The sequence below is a fragment of the Pseudomonas sp. CP-1 genome, from assembly GCF_021213715.1.
Lineage (GTDB): Bacteria > Pseudomonadota > Gammaproteobacteria > Pseudomonadales > Pseudomonadaceae > Pseudomonas > Pseudomonas aeruginosa.
In genome coordinates, this window is record NZ_JAJQKY010000005.1 from 94,690 (window position 1) to 111,546 (window position 16,857).

At 67.2% G+C, this 16,857-nt stretch carries 17 protein-coding genes; 5 read left to right on the plus strand and 12 right to left on the minus strand.

Going from position 1 to position 16,857, the window contains the following annotated elements; all coding sequences use genetic code 11:
* Positions 1 to 6: 6 nt before the first annotated feature.
* The 9 genes from rdgB to LT948_RS12260 form a co-directional block, all read right to left on the minus strand.
* The gene (gene rdgB, locus LT948_RS12220) at positions 7 to 600 is read right to left on the minus strand and encodes an RdgB/HAM1 family non-canonical purine NTP pyrophosphatase (protein ID WP_003084527.1); all 594 of its coding nucleotides are present in this window, start codon (positions 598 to 600) and stop codon (positions 7 to 9) included.
* Positions 597 to 1,016 (minus strand): DUF4426 domain-containing protein, encoded by a 420-nt coding sequence (locus LT948_RS12225; RefSeq protein WP_003084528.1) that lies wholly within the window; start codon positions 1,014 to 1,016, stop codon positions 597 to 599. The genes rdgB and LT948_RS12225 overlap by 4 nt, the downstream gene beginning before the upstream one ends.
* Before the next feature lie 131 nt (positions 1,017 to 1,147).
* Positions 1,148 to 1,768, minus strand: coding sequence for a methionine biosynthesis protein MetW (gene metW, locus LT948_RS12230; protein ID WP_003084530.1), 621 nt, complete (start codon positions 1,766 to 1,768; stop codon positions 1,148 to 1,150).
* 7 nt (positions 1,769 to 1,775) lie between these two features.
* Positions 1,776 to 2,915: a homoserine O-succinyltransferase MetX gene (gene metX, locus LT948_RS12235; RefSeq protein WP_003084535.1), complete on the minus strand. Its 1,140-nt coding sequence runs from the start codon at positions 2,913 to 2,915 to the stop codon at positions 1,776 to 1,778.
* An 88-nt stretch (positions 2,916 to 3,003) separates the two neighbouring features.
* The gene (locus LT948_RS12240; RefSeq protein WP_023874831.1) at positions 3,004 to 4,971 is read right to left on the minus strand and encodes a dynamin-like GTPase family protein; all 1,968 of its coding nucleotides are present in this window, start codon (positions 4,969 to 4,971) and stop codon (positions 3,004 to 3,006) included.
* Positions 4,972 to 5,078: 107 nt separating this feature from the next.
* Positions 5,079 to 5,375, minus strand: a complete 297-nt coding sequence (locus LT948_RS12245) for a DUF167 domain-containing protein (RefSeq protein WP_031628111.1) — start codon at positions 5,373 to 5,375, stop codon at positions 5,079 to 5,081.
* On the minus strand, positions 5,372 to 5,965 hold the full coding sequence (locus LT948_RS12250) for a YggT family protein (protein ID WP_003084544.1): 594 nt from the start codon (positions 5,963 to 5,965) through the stop codon (positions 5,372 to 5,374). The genes LT948_RS12245 and LT948_RS12250 overlap by 4 nt, the downstream gene beginning before the upstream one ends.
* Positions 5,966 to 5,975: 10 nt before the next feature.
* Entirely contained in the window at positions 5,976 to 6,797 is an 822-nt protein-coding gene (gene proC, locus LT948_RS12255; protein ID WP_023092309.1) for a pyrroline-5-carboxylate reductase, read from the minus strand.
* 11 nt (positions 6,798 to 6,808) lie between these two features.
* Entirely contained in the window at positions 6,809 to 7,501 is a 693-nt protein-coding gene (locus LT948_RS12260) for a YggS family pyridoxal phosphate-dependent enzyme (RefSeq protein ID WP_003084549.1), read from the minus strand.
* 214 nt (positions 7,502 to 7,715) lie between these two features.
* Here LT948_RS12260 and pilT point away from each other — a divergent pair, with 214 nt between their 5' ends.
* Positions 7,716 to 8,750 carry a type IV pilus twitching motility protein PilT gene (gene pilT, locus LT948_RS12265; protein WP_003084552.1) on the plus strand — a complete coding sequence of 345 codons (1,035 nt, stop codon included), beginning with the start codon at positions 7,716 to 7,718 and terminating at the stop codon, positions 8,748 to 8,750.
* Between the two features lie 177 nt (positions 8,751 to 8,927).
* The gene (gene pilU / locus LT948_RS12270; RefSeq protein ID WP_003110016.1) at positions 8,928 to 10,076 is read left to right on the plus strand and encodes a type IV pilus ATPase PilU; all 1,149 of its coding nucleotides are present in this window, start codon (positions 8,928 to 8,930) and stop codon (positions 10,074 to 10,076) included.
* Positions 10,077 to 10,083: 7 nt separating this feature from the next.
* On the opposite strand, the gene czcD is transcribed toward pilU, so the two are convergent.
* A complete protein-coding gene (gene czcD, locus LT948_RS12275; RefSeq protein WP_003100957.1) occupies positions 10,084 to 10,983 on the minus strand; it encodes a CDF family zinc transporter CzcD in 900 nt (299 codons plus the stop codon).
* A 154-nt stretch (positions 10,984 to 11,137) separates the two neighbouring features.
* On the opposite strand from czcD, the gene LT948_RS12280 reads away from it, so the two are divergent.
* From LT948_RS12280 to LT948_RS12290, 3 genes are all read left to right on the plus strand, one after another.
* The gene (locus LT948_RS12280) at positions 11,138 to 11,542 is read left to right on the plus strand and encodes an NINE protein (RefSeq protein WP_003084560.1); all 405 of its coding nucleotides are present in this window, start codon (positions 11,138 to 11,140) and stop codon (positions 11,540 to 11,542) included.
* Between the two features lie 242 nt (positions 11,543 to 11,784).
* Positions 11,785 to 13,158, plus strand: a complete 1,374-nt coding sequence (locus LT948_RS12285; protein ID WP_003084562.1) for a pyridoxal-phosphate dependent enzyme — start codon at positions 11,785 to 11,787, stop codon at positions 13,156 to 13,158.
* The gene (locus tag LT948_RS12290) at positions 13,155 to 14,339 is read left to right on the plus strand and encodes a cystathionine gamma-synthase (RefSeq protein ID WP_023092310.1); all 1,185 of its coding nucleotides are present in this window, start codon (positions 13,155 to 13,157) and stop codon (positions 14,337 to 14,339) included. The genes LT948_RS12285 and LT948_RS12290 overlap by 4 nt, the downstream gene beginning before the upstream one ends.
* Positions 14,340 to 14,565: 226 nt before the next feature.
* Here LT948_RS12290 and LT948_RS12295 read toward each other — a convergent pair whose 3' ends face one another.
* Both LT948_RS12295 and LT948_RS12300 read right to left on the minus strand, forming a co-directional pair.
* On the minus strand, positions 14,566 to 15,837 hold the full coding sequence (locus tag LT948_RS12295; RefSeq protein WP_004365041.1) for a dihydroorotase: 1,272 nt from the start codon (positions 15,835 to 15,837) through the stop codon (positions 14,566 to 14,568).
* Positions 15,834 to 16,838 (minus strand): aspartate carbamoyltransferase catalytic subunit, encoded by a 1,005-nt coding sequence (locus LT948_RS12300; protein WP_003084569.1) that lies wholly within the window; start codon positions 16,836 to 16,838, stop codon positions 15,834 to 15,836. The genes LT948_RS12295 and LT948_RS12300 overlap by 4 nt, the downstream gene beginning before the upstream one ends.
* Positions 16,839 to 16,857: the final 19 nt, after the last annotated feature.

The window sequence follows — 16,857 nt, forward strand, 5'->3', positions numbered from 1 at the left end:
TGCGGCTCAGAGGCCCAGGCGCTGCTTGAGCAGGGCCATGGCGCGGGCCCGGTGGCTGAGGCGGTTCTTCTCCTCGGGCGCCAGCTCGGCGCTGGAGCAGTCGCGTTCCGGCACCCAGAACAGCGGGTCGTAGCCGAAGCCGTGGGCGCCGCGGGCTTCGCGAAGGATGCGGCCTTCCCAGATGCCCTCGCAGAGGATCGGCAGCGGGTCGTCGGCGTGGCGCACCAGCGCCAGCACGCTGACGAACTGTGCGCCGCGCTCGGCGTCCGGGACATCCTTCATGGCCTCCAGCAGCTTGGCGTTGTTCGCCGCGTCGCCCCGGCCGTCGGCATAGCGCGCCGAGTAGATGCCCGGCGCGCCGCCGAGGAAGTCCACCGCCAGCCCGGAGTCGTCGGCCAGCGCCGGCAGGCCGGAGAGGCGTGCGGCGTTGCGTGCCTTGAGGATGGCGTTCTCGACGAAGGAAAGACCGGTTTCCTCCGGTTCCACCTGGCTGAACTCGCCGATCGAGCGCACCTTCACGCTGGCGCCGAGCATGGCCTGGAGTTCCTTGAGTTTGCCGGCATTGTGGCTGGCCAGCACCAGCTGTTCGAGCTTGATCATTCGTCCGGGAAGATTTCCTTGTTGAAACTGAAGGTTTGCGCAGGTTCGCCCTTGGCCTCGACCTTGATGGTGAAGACCAGGGTCTCGCGCTGGCTGATCGGGAACTGCGCCAGGTTGTAGATGGCGCCTTCCTCGCTGACCCGGCGGAACTCCAGGGGGATGACCTTGCCGGTCAGGTCCTTGGCGGAGCCGGTCACGCTGGCCTCCACCGGCTTGCCTTTCTCCATCGGCACCACGTTGATCACGCCCTGCGCCTTGCTGCGTACCAGGCCGACCGCGCTGGCCACGTTGGGTTGGAGGAAGCTGGAGTTGAACACGTTGTAGTGGACGTCCAGGTCGCCGAAGCGCTGCACCTGCTCGGCGAGGACCGGCAGGCTCAGGCAGAGGCCGAGGACGAAAGCGGTGAAGCGGCGCATGGTGGTTTCTCCTGAAAGGTGGCATGGACGTTGTCCATGGTCTGCTGCCGGCGGCCTTGGCCGGCTTCGGCAGCGCTCTCCCGAGGACGAGCGGAGGGGCGCCCGGCCCTGGCCCGCAGCCTGGCGCGTTCCTAGACGGCGAGGTTGCGGGTCTGCACTCCGGGTCCGGTGACCCGGTAGATTCCAATCTCACCCAATAGATTAGGCCACAGCCGGCTGGCCCAGCCATGCCGGTGGTCACGGTCCACGGCCAGGCGGTCGAGCACGCGCATGCGCAACTGGCGGCACAGGCGCTCGAAGTCCTGGAAGGTGCAGAAATGGATGTTCGGCGTGTTGTACCAGGTATACGGCAGGAACTCGGAGACCGGCATCCGGCCGTTGCGCGCCAGGTACCAGCGGCAGCGCCAGTGGCCGAAGTTGGGGAAGGTGATGATGCAGGTCTTGCCGACCCGCAGCATCTCTTCGAGGATCTTGTCCGGATAGTGCACGGCCTGTAGCGCCTGGGTCATCACCACCACGTCGAAGCTGTCGCTGGCGAAGTTGCCCAGGCCCTTGTCGAGGTCCTGCTCGATCACGTTCACCCCGTTTTCGATGCAACGGGCGATGTTGTCGGGGTCGATCTCCAGGCCGTAGCCGCTGACCTGCTTGTGGTCGCGCAGCCAGGCCAGGAGTTCGCCGTCGCCGCAGCCGAGGTCGAGGACGCGGCTGCCGGCGGGAATCCATTCCTGGATGATTTCGAGATCGGCGCGCATCGGGTCCTCACACGCTGATGCGGTTCATGTAACCGCTGAAGGCTTGCAGGTACCGGGGGATCGGCATGAGGAAGGCGTCGTGGCCTTGCGGGGCGTCGATCTCCAGGTAGCTGACGTTCTTTTTCGCCGCGATCAGGGCGTCGACGATTTCCCGCGAGCGGGCCGGCGAGAAACGCCAGTCGGTAGTGAAGGACATCAGGCAGAAGTCCGCCTCGACGCCCTCCAGGGTGCGCACCAGGTCGTCGCCGTGGGCGGCGGCGGGGTCGAAGTAGTCCAGCGCCTTGGTCATCAGCAGGTAGGTATTGGCGTCGAAGCGGGTGGAGAACTCCTCGCCCTGGTAGCGCAGGTAGCTCTCGACCTGGAACTCGACGCTGTGCAGGTCGTAGTTGAGCTTCTCGGTCTTCAGTACACGGCCGAACTTGGCGCCCATGGCGTCGTCGGACAGGTAGGTGATATGGCCGACCATCCGCGCCAGCTTGAGACCGCGCTTGGGAATCACGCCCTGTTCCTGGAAGTAGCCGCCGAGGAACTCAGGGTCGGAAAGAATCGCCTGCCGGGCGACTTCGTTGAAGGCGATGTTCTGCGCCGACAGCTTCGGCGCGCTGGCGATGCACAGGCAGTGACGGACGCGCTCGGGATAGCTGATGGTCCATTGCAGCGCCTGCATGCCGCCGAGGCTGCCGCCGACCACCGCGGCCCACTGGCGGATGCCGAGGCGGTCTGCCAGGCGCGCCTGGCTATGCACCCAGTCTTCCACCGTAACCATCGGGAAGTCCGCGCCGTAGACCTTGCCGGTCGCCGGATTGATGCTGGCGGGGCCGCTGGATCCGTTGCAACCGCCGAGGTTGTTGAGGGCGACGACGAAGAACTTGCGGGTGTCGATCGGCTTGCCCGGACCGATGCAGCTGTCCCACCAGCCCGGCTTGCGCTCGTCGACGCTGTGGTAGCCGGCGGCGTGGTGGTGGCCGGAGAGGGCGTGGCAGATCAGCACCGCGTTGCTCTGCGTGGCATTCAGCTCGCCGTAGGTTTCGATCACCAGGTCGTACTCGGCCAGGGACTTGCCGCTGGTCAGCTCGAGCGGTTCGTTGAAGTGCAGCGTCTGGGGGGAGACCAGACCGACGGAGTCGTCGGGGAAGACTGTGGGCATCGACCCTGCTCTCGAACAAAGGAGGGCGCCAGTCTAAAGAGCGTCGCCCCCAGCGGCAAGCGCGCTGGCGCGCGCCGTGGGAGCGGGGTCAGGCGCGCTGCGAGCCGGGCAGGTTGACCACCTTGGCCTGGCGCTGCAGGGGCGAGGGGCGGCGCAACTGGCGGAGGATGTCGCCGGCTTCGCGCAACTGTTCCTGCAATTCCTCGGCGAACCCGGCGAAGGCCTGGCTGCGCTGGCGTACCTGCTGGGTCTCCTGGGCCAGGCCCTTGAGGCGGAGCATGTGGCTTTCGAGCAACTGTTTGTTTTCCAGGGTGTGCTGCATCAGCGGCATCAGCGCGTCGTTGGCCCAGCGCTCGGTTTCCTCGCGCAAGCGCTGGTGCAGGCCGACCACCTCCTGCACCAGGGTGGCGAAGAAGCGCCGGGTCAGCAGGCGTTGCTCGGTAAGCACGGTCTTCAGCTGCAGGCGGAACTGGTCGCCCTTCTTCTTCAGTTGCAACAGTTCGCGCTGGTAGCGCTGGACCCGCAGCTGCGGCGCGTCGAGGGCGTAGAGCGGGTTCTCCTCGTTGTGCCGGCGGTAGATGGCGGCGACCATGCGGTTGGCCATGCCGGCCTCGTGCTCGAGGTTGTCGAGGTCGTGCTCCACCGCGCGGAAGAACGCCAGGATCGCCTGGTTGATGCCGACCGTGGTCAGGCTGCCGTTGAGGTTGCGCCGCACCTTCTGCAGGTGCTGTTCCATGCGTTCGCTGCGGATCGTCTCGCGCAGCGTCGCGCCCTGGTGCTGCAGCAGGCGCTGGTTGGTCTTCAGGTTGAGCAGGCGGCGGTGGTGGCGGCCGTGGTCGTCCTTGGTCTTCGCGGTTAGTTCGAACAGCAGTTGGCCGCTGTCGCGCTGCTTGTCGTCGAGCAGCGCGCGCTGTTCCTCGACCTTCTCCAGGCGCAGGCGCAGCAGATGCTGGCTGTTGTGCAGCAGGCCGAGGACCTGGCCGAGCACGGCGTTCTCCAGCAGCGCTTCCTTCTGCGCGACGATGCGCTCGCAGAGCAGCGCTTCCAGCCGATCCAGGCGACTGCGTTCGAGCAGCGCCGGTTCGCCGCGGACCTTGGCCAGCAGCGCCTGCTTCGCCGATAGCGGCAGCACGTCGCCGCGCTGCAGGCCGAGCTGGCGGGCCGTGCCGTCCTGGATCAGGCGGATGGCGTTCTGTACGAAGCGCTCGCCGGAAAGGTCGTCCCAGAGCACGTCGATCTTGTTCAGCACGGCGAACAGGCTGCTGTGGCCGTCCTCGCGCAGTGGCTGGATGTACTTCTGCCAGATTTCCATGTCCGAGGCGGTGACACCGGCGTCGGCGGACAGCAGGAACAGGATCGCCTGGGCGTTGGGCAGCATCGACAGGGTCAGCTCCGGCTCGCTGCCGAGGGCGTTCAGGCCGGGCGTGTCGAGGATCCGCAGGCCCTGGCGCAGCAGCGGGTGGTCGAAGTTGACCAGGGCGTGGCGCCAGGCCGGGACGCGCACCTGGTCGGGTTCGTCGGCGGCTTCCAGGGCATCCGGATGGAAGCCGAGCTGGATCGCCTGTTCCACCGGCAGCGCCTTGGTCTTGGCGACCTGGGCGAAGGCCTGGGCCATGCCCTCCGGGTCGCCGGTGTCCAGCGGAATGTTCACCCAGTGGCGCGGCACGCGCTTGAACTGGGCGACGCTGGCGTCGGCCAGGCGCGTCTCGATCGGCAGCAGGCGGATGTAGCTGTGCTCGGCGCGCGGATCGTGGAACAGCTCGGTGGGGCACATGGTGGTGCGCCCGGCGTGGGACGGCAGCATGCGCTGGCCGTAGCCGGCGAAGAACAGGCTGTTGATCAGCTCGGTCTTGCCACGCGAGAACTCGCCGACGAAGGCCAGGGTGATGTGGTCCGCGCGCAGTTGGCGCAGGGCGCGTTCGAGCTTGGCCTCGACCGCCGGGCTGTTCAGCCGGCTGCGCTCCAGCCAGCCGCGATAGCGGGTGATTTCCCGCATCAGCTCGCGCTTCCAGGCGACGTAGGCGTCGATTTGATGGCTGAGTCTTTCCATGCTCATCCAGGGGCTCCAGGGCGCGGGACCGGCGGGGGAAGGATGGCGTGGATTATGCGGGGGAGCGGGGGAGCGTCAATTGGCCTGCTTCACATTCCTGCACGTAAGGTCGGTCAAGCGGGTCGAGCGGCGATCCCCAGTTCCTCCGGCAATCGGGTCGGACGGCGGATGCGCACCCGTTTCTGCCGGTTCAGCTCGCCGCTTTCGAGACTCACCAGGCTCTTGGCCACGCCGAAGGCCTTGCCGAGGAAGGCCAGCAGATGGGCGTTGGCCTTGCCCTCCACCGGCGGTGCGGTGAGGCGGATCTTCAGGCGTTCGCCGTGCAGCCCGGCGAACTCGTCGCGGCTCGCCTTGGGCTGCAGGTGGCAATCGAGGAGCAGGTCCTCGCCGTCCCAGCGGTAGAAGCTCAGAGGAAGATGCTCAACTGCTGGGGCATGCCGGTCATGGCCGCCAGGTTGTTGATCACCAGCATGTCGATCAGCTTCAGCGCGAGGAACGCGAAGATCGGCGAGAGATCCAGTCCGCCGAGGTTCGGCAGGAGCTTGCGGAACGGCATCAGCAGCGGTTCGCAGATCTGGTTCACCAGTTGCGCGCCGGGGTTGTAGCTGCCCGGGGCGACCCAGGAAAGGATCACGCTGATGATCAGGGCGAAGAAGAACACCTTCAGGAACAGCGAGGTGACGGCGATGATCGACCAGATCAGCAGTTGCATGATGAAGCCGCCGACGCCGTAGCCCATCAGCATCAGGATCAGGATCATCAGCACCAGCTGGATCAGGATCGCCAGCACCAGCGAGGCCAGGTCGATCCCGCCGAAGCCGGGGATGATCCGCCGCAGCGGGTTCAGCAGCGGCTTGGTGGCGCGCACGATGAACTGGCTGAGGGGGTTGTAGAAGTCCGCGCGGACCAGTTGCAGGATGAAGCGCAGCAGCACGATCAGCAGGTAGAGGCTGCCGAGGGTCTGGAGGATATAGATAGCAGCGGTGTTGAGGCCGATCATCGACTACTCCTTATTGGCCAAGCTGTTCGGCCAGCTCGGCGGAGCGCTGGCTGGCGGCGTTCAGGGCCTGCTCCACCAGTGCTTCGAAGCCGTTGGCCTGGAAGGATTTGATCGCCGCCTCGGTGGTGCCGTTGGGCGAAGTCACCCGGCGCCGCAGTTCGGCCGGCTCGACCTCGCTGGACAGCGCCATCTGCGCCGCACCGAGGGCGGTCTGCAGGGTCAGGCGCGAGGCTGTCTGGCGGGACAGGCCGAGCTTCTCGCCGGCGTCGGTCATGGCCTGCATCAGCAGGAAGAAATACGCCGGGCCGCTGCCCGACACCGCGGTCACCGCGTCGATCTGCGCTTCGTCGTCCAGCCACAGGGCGATGCCTACCGCGGACAGCAACTGCCCGGCCTGCTCGCGTTGCGCGGCGCTGACCTGCGCGTTGGCGTACAGCCCGCTGGCGCCCTGGCGCAGCAGCGCCGGGGTGTTGGGCATGCAGCGGACCACCGGGCGCGGCTGGCCGAGCCAGGCTTCGAGGCTGGCGCAGGGGATGCCGGCGGCGATGGAGACGATCAGTTGCTCCGGCTTCAGCGCCGGCGCCAAGGCCTGGCACACGGCTTTCATGGCCTGCGGCTTGACCGACAGGACCACGACGTCGGCGTCGGCCACGGCCTCGGCGTTGGACTCGACCACGTCGATGGCGAACTCGCCGGCGATCTTCGCGCGTTGCTCGGCGCCCGGGTCGCTGGCGCGGATCTGCGCCGCCGGCACGCCTTGGGCGCGCAGGCCGCCGATCAGGCTGGCGGCCATGTTGCCGGCGCCGATGAACGCTATGCGGGGTGTGCTCATAGGGGATTCCTTCAAGAAGCCGGCGCGCCGTAGTCGCGGGCGCCGAACAGGGCGGTACCGATGCGGACCCAGGTCGCACCTTCGCCGATGGCTGCCTCGAGGTCGTCGCTCATGCCCATGGACAGGGTGTCCAGGCCAAGGTTCAGGTCCAGCAGCAGTTCGCGCAGGCGGGCGAACGCGGCGTGTTGCGCGGCGCGTTCGGCGGTGGGTTCGGGGATGGCCATCAGGCCACGCAATCGGAGGTTGGGCAGTTGCTTCACGGCCTCGGCCAGGGCCGGCAGGTCCTCGGGGGCGCAGCCGGACTTGCTGGCTTCGCCGCTGACGTTGACCTGCAGGCAGACATTCAGGGGCGGCAGCCCGGCCGGGCGTTGCTCCGACAGGCGCTGCGCGATCTTCAACCGGTCCACCGAGTGCACCCACTGGAAATGCTCGGCGATGGGCCGCGTCTTGTTCGACTGGATGGGGCCGATGAAGTGCCAGTTCAAGGGCAGGTCGGCCAGTTCGGCCTGCTTGCCGAGGGCCTCCTGCAGGTAGTTTTCGCCGAAGTCGCGAAGGCCGGCGGCGTGCGCCTCGCGCACCGCGGCGGCGGGCTTGGTCTTGCTCACGGCGAGCAGGCCGACCGTGGCCGGATCGCGCCCCGCAGCTTGCGCTGCCTCACGGATGCGTGCGGCAACCTTTGCAATATTCTCTGCTATCGTGGACATTACCTGCGCCCTATGGAAGTGCGGTCGGCGTCGGCTAGACGCCCTCGAAACCGCCGGCCTCGATGGCCATCTTCCTGTTCCAGTGTCGAGGTTCCGCGTCTGGCGCAGGACACCACGCGTGTCCTGGAAGCACCCTGGTTCATCCGGTGTTTTCCTTGTCCGAGACGGCGGCTTTGGCGGCATTCTACCTGCTTGCTTGTAATTGGGGAGTCCCATGGATATTACCGAGCTGCTCGCCTTCAGTGCCAAACAGGGCGCTTCGGACCTGCACCTCTCCGCCGGCCTGCCGCCCATGATCCGGGTGGATGGCGATGTACGCCGGATCAACCTGCCACCGCTGGAACACAAGCAGGTGCATGCGCTGATCTACGACATCATGAACGACAAGCAGCGCAAGGACTTCGAGGAATTCCTCGAGACCGACTTCTCCTTCGAGGTGCCGGGCGTCGCGCGTTTCCGGGTCAACGCCTTCAACCAGAACCGTGGCGCCGGGGCGGTATTCCGGACCATTCCCTCCAAGGTACTGACCATGGAGGAGCTTGGCATGGGAGAAGTGTTCAAACGTGTTTCAGACGTCCCGCGCGGGCTGGTACTGGTCACCGGGCCGACCGGTTCGGGCAAGTCCACCACCCTGGCGGCGATGCTCGACTACCTGAACAACACCAAGTACCACCACATCCTCACCATCGAGGACCCGATCGAATTCGTCCACGAATCGAAGAAGTGCCTGGTCAACCAGCGCGAGGTGCATCGCGACACCCTCGGCTTCAGCGAAGCGCTGCGCTCGGCGCTGCGGGAGGACCCGGACATCATCCTGGTCGGCGAGATGCGCGACCTGGAAACCATCCGCCTGGCCCTGACCGCGGCGGAGACCGGCCACCTGGTATTCGGCACCCTGCACACCACCTCGGCGGCGAAGACCATCGACCGGGTGGTCGACGTGTTCCCGGCCGAGGAAAAGGCCATGGTTCGCTCGATGCTCTCCGAGTCGCTGCAATCGGTGATCTCGCAGACCCTGATCAAGAAGATCGGCGGCGGCCGGGTGGCGGCCCACGAGATCATGATCGGCACCCCGGCGATCCGCAACCTGATCCGCGAGGACAAGGTCGCGCAGATGTATTCGGCGATCCAGACCGGCGGCTCGCTGGGCATGCAGACCCTCGACATGTGCCTCAAGGGCCTGGTCGCCAAGGGCCTGATCAGCCGCGAGAATGCCCGCGAGAAGGCGAAGATCCCGGAAAACTTCTGATCCTGGCGCCGATCCGCCGCGCTTCGCCCGAATCCCGGAACTGCGTCTAGGATTCAAGAGCGGGAGAGCGGTACCGTAGGCGCATTCCTACCTATCCTTGCCGGCGAGCGCGTCCAGCGCCCGCTCGCCCGCATCCGGCTCGCCGTCGCGGCGCGCCCCTGAGTGAGCGAGAACATCATGGAATTCGAAAAGCTGCTGCGCCTGATGGTGGAAAAGGGCGGCTCCGACCTGTTCATCACCGCCGGCGTACCGCCGTCGATGAAGGTCAACGGCCGGGTGATGCCGGTGACCAAGACGCCGCTGTCGCCGGAGCAGACCCGCGAGACCGTGCTAGGCGTGATGAACGAGCAGCAGCGCCGCGATTTCGCCGAGAACCATGAGTGCAACTTCGCCATCAGCGCCCGCGGCATCGGCCGCTTCCGGGTCAGTGCCTTCTACCAGCGCAACCTGGTGGGCATGGTATTGCGCCGGATCGAGACCAACATCCCGACCCTGGAAGAGCTGAAGCTCCCGGAAATCCTCAAGAAGCTGGCGCTGACCAAGCGCGGCCTGGTGATCTTCGTCGGCGCCACCGGCACCGGCAAGTCCACCTCGCTGGCGGCGATGATCGGCTACCGCAACAAGAACTCCACCGGGCACATCATCTCCATCGAGGACCCGATCGAGTACATCCACCAGCACCAGGGCTGCATCGTCACCCAGCGCGAGGTGGGGCTGGACACCGACTCCTTCGAGGTGGCGCTGAAGAACACCCTGCGCCAGGCGCCGGACGTGATCATGATCGGCGAGGTGCGCTCGCGGGAGACCATGGACCATGCCGTGGCCTTCGCCGAGACCGGCCACCTGTGCCTGGCGACCCTGCACGCGAACAACGCCAACCAGGCGCTGGAGCGGATCATCCACTTCTTCCCGGCCGACCGTCATGGCCAGGTGTGGATGGACCTGTCGCTGAACCTCAAGGCCATCGTCGCCCAGCAACTGGTGCCGACCCCCGACGGCAAGGGGCGGCGGGCGGTGATCGAGGTGCTGCTGAACACCCCGCTGGCCGCCGACCTGATCCGCAAGGGCGAGGTGCACGAGCTGAAGCCGCTGATGAAGCGCTCCACCGAGCAGGGCATGCAGACCTTCGACCAGGCGCTGTACCAGCTCTACACCCAGGGCGAGATCACCTACGAGGACGCCCTGGCCCACGCCGACTCGGCCAACGACCTGCGCCTGATGATCAAGCTCGGTTCGGAAAGCGACGCCGACCACCTGTCGAACCTGACCCAGGGCCTGAGCCTGGAAATCACCGACGACGACCCTGCCGGCCGGCGCTTCCGCTGAACCGTCTTCAGTAGGCCAGCGGCTCCTCGGCCTGGGCGCAGGCCGAGGTTTCCAGTTGCAGGGTGCTGTGTTCGATCTCGTAGCGGTCGTGCAGCAGCGCCTTCACCGTTCCCAGCAGCGCCTCGGCGTCGACCAGGGCCGGGTCGTAGACCAGATGGCTGGTCAGGCTGATCTTGCCGCTGGTGATCGACCACACATGCAGGTCGTGCAGCCCGGTCACGCCGGGAATCCCCAGCAGCGCTTCGCGCAGCTCGGCCAACTGGATTTCCTTCGGCACCCCTTCGAGCAACACATGCAGGCTCTCGCGCAGCAGGATCCAGGTGCGCGGCAGGACCCAGAAACCGATCAGCACCGCCACCAGCGAGTCGACCCAGGCCCAGCCGGTGAAACGGATCACGATCGCGGCGACGATCACCCCCAGCGAGCCGAGCATGTCGCTCCAGACCTCCAGGTAGGCGCCCTTGACGTTCAGGCTGTTGCCCTGGGCCGGCGCCAGCAGGCGCATGCTGGCCAGGTTCACCAGCAGACCGAGCACGGCGATCACCAGCATGCCCACGGACTGGATCTCCGCCGGCTGGTTGAGCCGCTCGTAGGCCGCGTAGAGGATATAGAAGGCCACGCCGAACAGCAGGAAGGCGTTGAACGCCGCGGCGAGGATCTCGAAGCGGTGGTAGCCGTAGGTCAGGCGATCGTTGGTCGGGCGCCTGGCGATGTTGATCGCGGCCAGGGCGATGGCCAGGGCCACGGCGTCGGTGAGCATGTGCGCGGCATCGGAGATCAGCGCCAGGCTGCCGGTGAGGATGCCGCCGACGACCTCGGCGACGAGGAAGCTTCCGGTCAGCAGCAACGCCCATTTCAGGCGGGTCGAGTTGGTCTGGGCGAAGCTGTGCTCGTGTCCGGCGCTCATGGCGGCTCCTGTGGGGCGGTGGCGGCAGCACCAGCCTACAGGATAGGCAATTGCAAAACTGTCATGCGCCGGGCCGCTCTGGCGCGGCGTCCGCCGCTCCGCTAACCTGCGGCTCAGGCGCGGCCGCAGCCGCGCACGGAACGAGGGGGGACGCATGACTCAACAGCACGACACCCATAGCAAGGCCATCGGCTACCTGCTGTGGATCTTCGGTTTCACCGGTTCGCACCGCTTCTATTACGGCAAGCCGATCACCGGGACGATCTGGTTCTTCACCTTCGGCCTGTTCTTCATCGGCTGGATCATCGACCTGTTCCTCATCCCGTCGATGGACCGCGAGGCCGACCGGCGCTTCCAGGGCGGCAACCTGGACTACAACGTGGCCTGGATCCTGCTGACCTTCCTCGGCGTGCTCGGCGTGCACAGGATGTACATGGGCAAGTGGATCACCGGGATCATCTACCTGTTCACCGGCGGCCTGTTCTTCCTCGGCGTGCTCTACGACTTCTGGACCCTCAACGGACAGGTGTCCGAGCGCAACGGGCCGCAGCGCATCTGAGGCTCGTCGCCAGACGCGAGAAGCCCGCCATCCGGCGGGCTTTTTCATGGGTGTCGCCGCGGTCGGCAGGGAATTCCTCCGGCGGGACTTAAGGAACCAAAGGTTCTAACGTTCTACCTGTAGGTTATTGGCGCCCGCGCGCGCCAGCCCCTATGGTCTGCAAGCCCCAGAACGGATAGGTGCAATGGCTCACGAGGCCGCGCACCGTATCGCTCCGTGCGGAAACACCGAAAGGAGAAAAGATGACTTCCGACTCACGCCCCGCCGTGCTCGACCTGATCGGCAACACCCCGCTGGTTCGCGTGACGCGCTTCGATACCGGCCCCTGCACCCTGTTCCTCAAGCTCGAATCGCAGAACCCCGGCGGCTCCATCAAGGATCGCATCGGTGTCGCCATGATCGAGGCCGCCGAGCGTGACGGCCGCCTGCGGCCCGGTGGCACCATCGTCGAGGCCACCGCCGGCAACACCGGTCTCGGCCTGGCCCTGGTCGGCCGCGCCAAGGGCTACCGGGTGGTGCTGGTGGTGCCGGACAAGATGTCCACCGAGAAGGTCCTGCACCTGCGCGCCATGGGCGCCGAGGTGCACATCACCCGCTCGGACGTCGGCAAGGGCCATCCGGAGTACTACCAGGACGTTGCCGCGCGCCTGGCGCAGGACATTCCCGGCGCATTCTTCGCCGACCAGTTCAACAACCCGGCCAACCCGCTGGCCCACGAGTGCGGCACCGGCCCGGAGCTCTGGGCGCAGACCGGCCACGATCTCGACGCCATCGTCGTCGGCGTCGGCTCCTCCGGTACCCTGACCGGCCTTACCCGGTTCTTCCAGAAGGTCCAGCCGGAGCTGGAGATGGTGCTCGCCGACCCCGAGGGCTCGATCATGGCCGAGTACTCCCGCTCCGGCACCCTGGGTACGCCGGGTTCCTGGGCGGTGGAGGGCATCGGCGAGGACTTCGTACCGGCCATCGCCGACCTCTCCAGCGTGCGCCATGCCTATTCCATCAGCGACGAGGAAAGCTTCGCCATGGCCCGCGAACTGTTGCGCGTCGAGGGCATTCCCGGCGGCTCCTCCACCGGCACCCTGCTGGCCGCGGCGCTGCGCTTCTGCCGCGAGCAGAAGGAGCCGAAGCGGGTGGTCAGCTTCGTCTGCGACACCGGCACCCGCTACCTGTCGAAGATCTACAACGACCAGTGGATGACCGACCAGGGCCTGCTGCAACGCAAGCACTACGGCGACCTGCGCGACATCATCGCGCGGCGCTTCGAGGAGGGCCGGGTGATCAGCGTCGGTCCGGACGACACCCTGCTCACCGCCTTCCAGCGCATGCGCCTGGCCGATGTTTCGCAATTGCCGGTGCTGGACGATGGAAAACTGGTCGGTGTGATCGACGAGTCGGATATCCTGCTCGGTGTCCACGCCGACGCGCCACGCTTCCGCGATGCGGTAAGCAGCGCGATGAACGCCGCGCCGGAGACCCTCGCGCCCGGCGCCAGCCTGGCCCAGTTGCAGGCGGTCCTGGACCGCGGCCTGGTGGCGATCGTTGCCGATGCCAGCGGCTTCCACGGCCTGATCACCCGTTTCGACCTGTTGAACCATTTGCGGAGAAAGCTCGCATGAGCCAGCACGACCAGCATCCCGACGCCCCGGCCCAGGCCTTTGCGACCCGGGTCATCCACGCCGGGCAGGCCCCCGATCCCTCGACCGGCGCGATCATGCCGCCGATCTACGCCAACTCCACCTATATCCAGGAAAGCCCCGGGGTACACAAGGGGCTCGACTACGGCCGCTCGCACAACCCGACCCGCTGGGCCCTGGAGCGCTGCGTGGCCGACCTCGAGGGCGGCGCCCAGGCCTTCGCCTTCGCCTCCGGCCTGGCGGCGATCTCTTCGGTGCTGGAATTGCTCGACGCCGGTTCCCACATCGTTTCCGGCAATGACCTCTACGGCGGTACCTTCCGCCTGTTCGAGCGGGTCCGCCGGCGCAGCGCCGGGCATCGCTTCAGCTTCGTCGACCCGACCGACCTGCAGGCCTTCGAGGCCGCGCTGACCCCGGAAACCCGCATGGTCTGGGTGGAAACCCCGAGCAACCCGCTGCTGCGCCTCACCGACCTGCGCGCCATCGCCCAGCTCTGCCGCGCCCGCGGCATCATCAGCGTGGCCGACAACACCTTCGCCAGTCCCTACATCCAGCGCCCCCTGGAACTGGGCTTCGACGTGGTGGTGCACTCCACCACCAAGTACCTGAACGGCCATTCCGACGTGATCGGCGGCATCGCCATCGTCGGCGACAACCCGGACCTGCGCGAGCGCCTGGGCTTCCTGCAGAACTCGGTGGGCGCCATCTCCGGGCCGTTCGACGCCTTCCTCACCCTGCGTGGGGTGAAGACCCTGGCGCTGCGCATGGAGCGCCATTGCAGCAACGCCCTGGCCCTGGCCCAGTGGCTGGAGCGCCAGCCGCAGGTGGCGCGGGTCTACTACCCCGGCCTGGCTTCGCACCCGCAGCATGAGCTGGCGAAACGGCAGATGCGTGGCTTCGGCGGGATGATCTCCCTCGACCTGCGTTGCGACCTGGCCGGCTCTCGGCGCTTCCTGGAGAACGTGCGGATCTTCTCCCTGGCGGAGAGCCTGGGCGGGGTGGAAAGCCTGATCGAGCATCCGGCGATCATGACCCACGCCAGCATCCCGGCGGAAACCCGCGCCGAACTGGGCATCGGTGACTCACTGATCCGCCTGTCGGTGGGCGTCGAGGCGCTGGAGGACCTGCAGACCGACCTCGCGCAGGCGCTGGCGAAGATCTGAGGCTCCGCAGGGAGCGGCGCCGACCGGCACGGCTGCCGGCCATCGGGTGTTCCCGGCGAGCATGCCTCGGCGGATAACGCTCCGCGTTATTCGCCCTGCCGTTGAGGCGGGTTGGTGGCAGAGGCTGGGATAGGGCGCCCGCCCCGGCAACGGATACGCCCCCGGAATCGCGAACGCGAAGATGAAAAAGCCCGCCGGATGGCGGGCTCTTTCATGGTGGCAGGGATCAACCCTCGTGGGTCAGGTGTCCGTCCACCAGGGTGTAGCGCACTCGTCCCGGCAGGCAGTGACCGACGAACGGGCTGTTCTGCCCCTTCGAGTACCAGCTCTCACCGGCCAGGGTCGAACCCTGCGGGTCGAACAGCACCAGGTCGGCGGCCTGGCCCACCGCCAGGCGCCCGGCAGGCAGGCGCAGGGCCTGGGCCGGGCCGTGGGAGAGGCGGGCGAGCAGGGTCGGCAGGTCGAGCAGGCCGTCCTGCACCAGCGTCATCGCCAGCGGCAGCAGCAGCTCGGCGCCGCTGATGCCCGGCTCGGTGGCGGCGAACGGCGCGTTCTTGGCGTCCGCCTCGTGGGGTTGGTGGTGGCTGGCGATGGCTTGTACCACGCCGTTCTTCACCGCCTCGCGCAGGGCTTCGCGGTCGGCCTTGGTGCGCAGCGGCGGTTGCACGTGGTAGAGGCTGGAGAAGCCCACCAGCGCTTCGTCGGTGAGGATCAACTGGTACAGCGCCACGTCGCAGGTCACCGGCAGGCCACGGGCCTGGGCCTGGGCGACGAGTTCGATGCCGCGGGCGCTGGTCAACTGGCTGAAGTGCGCGCGCACGCCGCTCTGTTCCACCAGCAGCAGGTTGCGGGCCAGGGCCACGGTCTCGGCGGTTTCCGGGATCCCCGCGAGGCCGAGGAAGCTGGCGGTCGGGCCTTCGTGGGCGAGGCCGCCTTCGGCGAGATCGGTGTCCTGCGAGGTGAAGATCACCGTCAGGTCGAAGGTCGCCGCGTACTCCAGGGCGCGCCGCAGGATGCGGTTGCTGGCGAAGCCATGCAGGCCATTGGTGAAGGCCACGCAACCGGTGTCGCGCAGGGCCACCAGTTCCGACAGTTGCTCGCCGCCGAAGCCGCGGGTCAGCGCGCCGATGGGGTAGACCTTGGCGTTGCCGGCCTCGCGGGCGCGGTCGAGGATCAGCTCGGCCACCGCCGGGGTGTCCAGCACCGGCCGGGTGTAGGGCGGGCAGCACAGGCTGGTGGTGCCGCCGGCCGCGGCGGCGCGGGTCTCGCTTTCGACGTTGCCCTTGCGTCCGTAGCCCGGCTCGCGCAGGGCGACGCTGAGGTCGACCAGTCCCGGCGCGGCCACCAGGCCGGCGCCGTCGAGGGTCTTCTGGGCGCTGAAGCCGGCCGGCGCGGCGCCGATGGCGACGATCTTGCCAGCCTCGATGTGGAGGTCGCCGACCTGGTCCAGGCCGCTGGCCGGGTCGATGACGCGGGCGCCTCGGATACTGATGGTCATTCGGCGTCCTCCTGTTCCAGCTGGCGTTGGGTGTTCTGGCCGCTCATGGCCATGGACAGCACCGCCATGCGGATGGCGATGCCGTAGGTGACCTGGTTGAGGATCACCGACTGGGCACCGTCGGCCACCGCCGACTCGATCTCCACGCCACGGTTGATCGGGCCAGGGTGCATGACGATGGCATCCGGCTTGGCCAGCTTCAGGCGCTTCTCGGTCAGGCCGTAGAGCTTGAAGAACTCGCCCTCGCTGGGTAGCAGGCCACCCTGCATGCGCTCGCGTTGCAGGCGCAGCATGATCACCACGTCGACGTCCTTCAGGCCTTCGTCGGCGTTGGTGAACACGCGCACGCCGTACTGCTCTTCCAGTCCGATCGGCAACAGGGTGCGCGGGGCGATCACGCGGATGTCCGGGCAACCCAGGGTCTTGAGCGCCAGCATGTTCGAACGGGCTACTCGCGAATGCAGGATATCGCCGACGATCGCCACCGATAGCTGCTCGAAGTTCCCTTTGTGCCGGCGGATGGTCAGCATGTCGAGCATCCCCTGGGTGGGGTGCGCGTGGCGGCCGTCGCCGCCGTTGATCACCGCCACGTTGGGGCTGACGTGCTCGGCGATGAAGTGCGCCGCGCCCGAGTCGCTGTGGCGCACCACGAACATGTCGGCGGCCATCGCCTCCAGGTTGCGCAGGGTGTCGGTGAGCGTCTCGCCCTTGCTGGTGGAAGAGGTGGATACGTTCAGGCTGATCACGTCGGCCGACAGCCGCTGGGCGGCCAGCTCGAAGGTGGTGCGGGTGCGCGTGGAGTTCTCGAAGAACACGTTGCAGACGGTCTTGCCGCGCAGCAGCGGGACCTTTTTCACCGCGCGGGCGCCGACCTCCAGGAAGGAATCGGCGGTATCGAGGATTTCGGTGAGCAGCTCGCGGGGCAATCCGTCGAGCGAGATGAAGTGGCGCAGCTGGCCCTGGTCGTTGAGCTGCAGCGGGCGCTTGGCGTCTGTCGGCATGGGGCAGGCCCTAGTGAAG

Coding starts and splice junctions, on each gene's coding strand:
- LT948_RS12290 (WP_023092310.1), top strand. CDS start 13,155: ATGAGCCAGCACGACCAGCATCCCGACGCCCCGGCCCAGGCCTTTGCG.
- LT948_RS12295 (WP_004365041.1), bottom strand. CDS start 15,837: ATGACCATCAGTATCCGAGGCGCCCGCGTCATCGACCCGGCCAGCGGC.
- rdgB (WP_003084527.1), bottom strand. CDS start 600: ATGATCAAGCTCGAACAGCTGGTGCTGGCCAGCCACAATGCCGGCAAA.
- metX (WP_003084535.1), bottom strand. CDS start 2,915: ATGCCCACAGTCTTCCCCGACGACTCCGTCGGTCTGGTCTCCCCCCAG.
- czcD (WP_003100957.1), bottom strand. CDS start 10,983: ATGAGCGCCGGACACGAGCACAGCTTCGCCCAGACCAACTCGACCCGC.
- LT948_RS12280 (WP_003084560.1), top strand. CDS start 11,138: ATGACTCAACAGCACGACACCCATAGCAAGGCCATCGGCTACCTGCTG.
- metW (WP_003084530.1), bottom strand. CDS start 1,768: ATGCGCGCCGATCTCGAAATCATCCAGGAATGGATTCCCGCCGGCAGC.
- pilT (WP_003084552.1), top strand. CDS start 7,716: ATGGATATTACCGAGCTGCTCGCCTTCAGTGCCAAACAGGGCGCTTCG.
- LT948_RS12225 (WP_003084528.1), bottom strand. CDS start 1,016: ATGCGCCGCTTCACCGCTTTCGTCCTCGGCCTCTGCCTGAGCCTGCCG.
- LT948_RS12250 (WP_003084544.1), bottom strand. CDS start 5,965: ATGATCGGCCTCAACACCGCTGCTATCTATATCCTCCAGACCCTCGGC.
- LT948_RS12285 (WP_003084562.1), top strand. CDS start 11,785: ATGACTTCCGACTCACGCCCCGCCGTGCTCGACCTGATCGGCAACACC.
- pilU (WP_003110016.1), top strand. CDS start 8,928: ATGGAATTCGAAAAGCTGCTGCGCCTGATGGTGGAAAAGGGCGGCTCC.
- LT948_RS12240 (WP_023874831.1), bottom strand. CDS start 4,971: ATGAGCATGGAAAGACTCAGCCATCAAATCGACGCCTACGTCGCCTGG.
- LT948_RS12260 (WP_003084549.1), bottom strand. CDS start 7,501: ATGTCCACGATAGCAGAGAATATTGCAAAGGTTGCCGCACGCATCCGT.
- proC (WP_023092309.1), bottom strand. CDS start 6,797: ATGAGCACACCCCGCATAGCGTTCATCGGCGCCGGCAACATGGCCGCC.
- LT948_RS12300 (WP_003084569.1), bottom strand. CDS start 16,838: ATGCCGACAGACGCCAAGCGCCCGCTGCAGCTCAACGACCAGGGCCAG.